This window comes from Halorubrum sp. Eb13 (assembly GCF_002252895.1).
In the GTDB taxonomy this organism is placed as follows: domain Archaea; phylum Halobacteriota; class Halobacteria; order Halobacteriales; family Haloferacaceae; genus Halorubrum.
This window is the reverse complement of the sequence record NZ_NHPE01000144.1, coordinates 1-2,035: the sequence shown is the minus strand read 5'-3', so window position 1 is coordinate 2,035 and position 2,035 is coordinate 1. Positions and strand designations below refer to the sequence as shown.

Here is a 2,035-nt window from a genome sequence, read left to right as displayed (position 1 = left end):
CGCGCGGGCGAGGTCGTCGCCGTCGGCGCCGAGCCGTCCGCGCGACCGGACGGGGACTGAGGTCTGACGCGGTCCCGGGGGCTGTCTGTTTCTACCGCCGCCGTCCCGGCCGCCGCGAGCCGCCGGTGAACTGGTCGGCGAGCCGGCCGAGGTACCACACGAGCAGCACTCCCAACAGGACCCCGCCGCCGAGGGCGGCGAGCAGTTCCAGCGGCGTCGGGTTCCACTGGAGGGCGATGAGCGGCGGCGAGACGGCGACGAGCACCAGGAATCCGACCTTGATCTTCCGGTTCCCCGCGTCGCGCTCCGCGTCCGACATGGGTCCTACCACGCCGATCCCTCCGCCGGCCGGAGGGGGCGTCGAGTCGCTCCCGTGTTCATGCGTCACCCACGGCGCGACGCGATATCAAGCCGGCGAACCGCGGCGACGGGCCGCACAGATCGCACACGTAATTGGCTCACGCCTAATAAGCGTCTCGACCGTTTACGCCCGTCTCGGGCCGCTCTTTCCGTCCGCTCGCCGTGAACGGTCTCGGTCGTTTAAGTCCGTCCGCGCGCAGATTTTAGACACCCCTACCCGCGGAGCCCCCTTCCGCGGCCCCCGCCGCGGTCGCCCCTCCGGTTCGGTTTTCGCGCGCTGTTCCGCCCCGTAGCGACGTCGACGCCGGCCGGAGAACCGACCGCCGGCCGGTCGCCGTTCCGCGGCGCTTTTGAGCCGACCCCGACAACCGACGGGCATGGACGACGAACTCCGCGAGCGCGTCGAGGCGGCCGGCGAGGCCGCCGCGCTGTTCAACGCGCTCAAACACGGCAGCGACCCGGACGTGGGCGCCATCATGGGCCCGTTGATGGGCGAGAACCCCGACTTTAGACCGCACGGCGACGAGATCCCCGGGGTCGTCGCCCGGGTCGTGAACCGGGTCGCCGACATGGACGAGGCCGAGCGCCGCGAGCGGCTCGGCGAGCTCGCGCCCGACAAGCTCGCGGAGCTGGAGGCCGAAGACGAGGGAGACGATCACGTCCTCCCCGAGCTCCCGAACGCCGAGGACGGCGCGGTCGTGATGCGCGCCGCGCCGAACCCGAACGGCCCGTGGCACGTCGGCCACGCCCGGATGCCCGCGGTGATCGGGACGTACAAGGAGCGGTACGACGGCGAGTTCATCTGCCGGTTCGACGACACCGACCCGGAGACGAAGCGCCCCGACTTAGACGCGTACGACGCCATCCTGGAGGACATCGAGTACCTCGGCTTCGAAGCCGACCGCGTGCTGAAGGCGTCCGATCGGCTGGAGACGTACTACGACCACGCCCGCGAGCTGATCGACGCCGGCGGCGCCTACACCTGCTCGTGTTCCGGCGAGACCTTCTCCGCGCTGAAGAACGACGCCGAGGCGTGTCCGCACCGCGAGAAGGCCGCCGAGACGGTCCACGAGGAGTTCGACGCCATGGTCGCCGGCGAGTACGACGCGGGCGAGATGGTCCTCCGCGTGCGCACCGACATCGAGCACAAGAACCCGGCGCTCCGCGACTGGGTCGCGTTCCGGATGATCGACACGCCGCACCCGCGTGAGGCGGCGGCCGACTACCGCTGCTGGCCCATGCTCGATTTCCAGTCCGGCGTCGACGACCACCTCACGGGCGTCACCCACATCATTCGCGGCATCGACCTCCAGGACTCCGCGAAGCGCCAGCGGTTCGTCTACGACTACTTCGGCTGGGAGTACCCCGAGGTGCTCCACTGGGGCCACGTCCAGGTGGACGAGTACGACGTGAAACTCTCCACGTCGACGATCAAGGGGCTCATCGCGGACGGCGAGCTGACCGGTTGGGACGACCCGCGCGCGCCGACCATCCGCTCGATGCGCCGCCGCGGCATCCGGGGGCAGGCCCTCGTCGACTCGATGACGGAGCTGGGGATGTCCACCTCCGACGTCGATCTGGCCATGTCGTCGGTGTACGCGAACAACCGCGACCTGATCGACGACGAGGCGAACCGCTACTTCCTCGTGCGCGACCGCGACGACGACCCCGCGGT

General features: G+C 70.3%; 2 protein-coding genes. One reads left to right on the top strand and one right to left on the bottom strand.

Annotation, left to right across the window (positions count from 1 at the left end):
- Window positions 1-91: 91 nt before the first annotated feature.
- Complete coding sequence (locus tag DJ75_RS16840) at window positions 92-319, bottom strand: hypothetical protein (RefSeq protein ID WP_094525622.1); 228 nt, start codon at window positions 317-319, stop codon at window positions 92-94.
- Window positions 320-737: 418 nt separating this feature from the next.
- Here DJ75_RS16840 and DJ75_RS16835 point away from each other — a divergent pair.
- A partial coding sequence (locus DJ75_RS16835) for a glutamate--tRNA ligase (protein ID WP_094525620.1) occupies window positions 738-2,035 on the top strand: 1,298 nt, incomplete at its 3' end.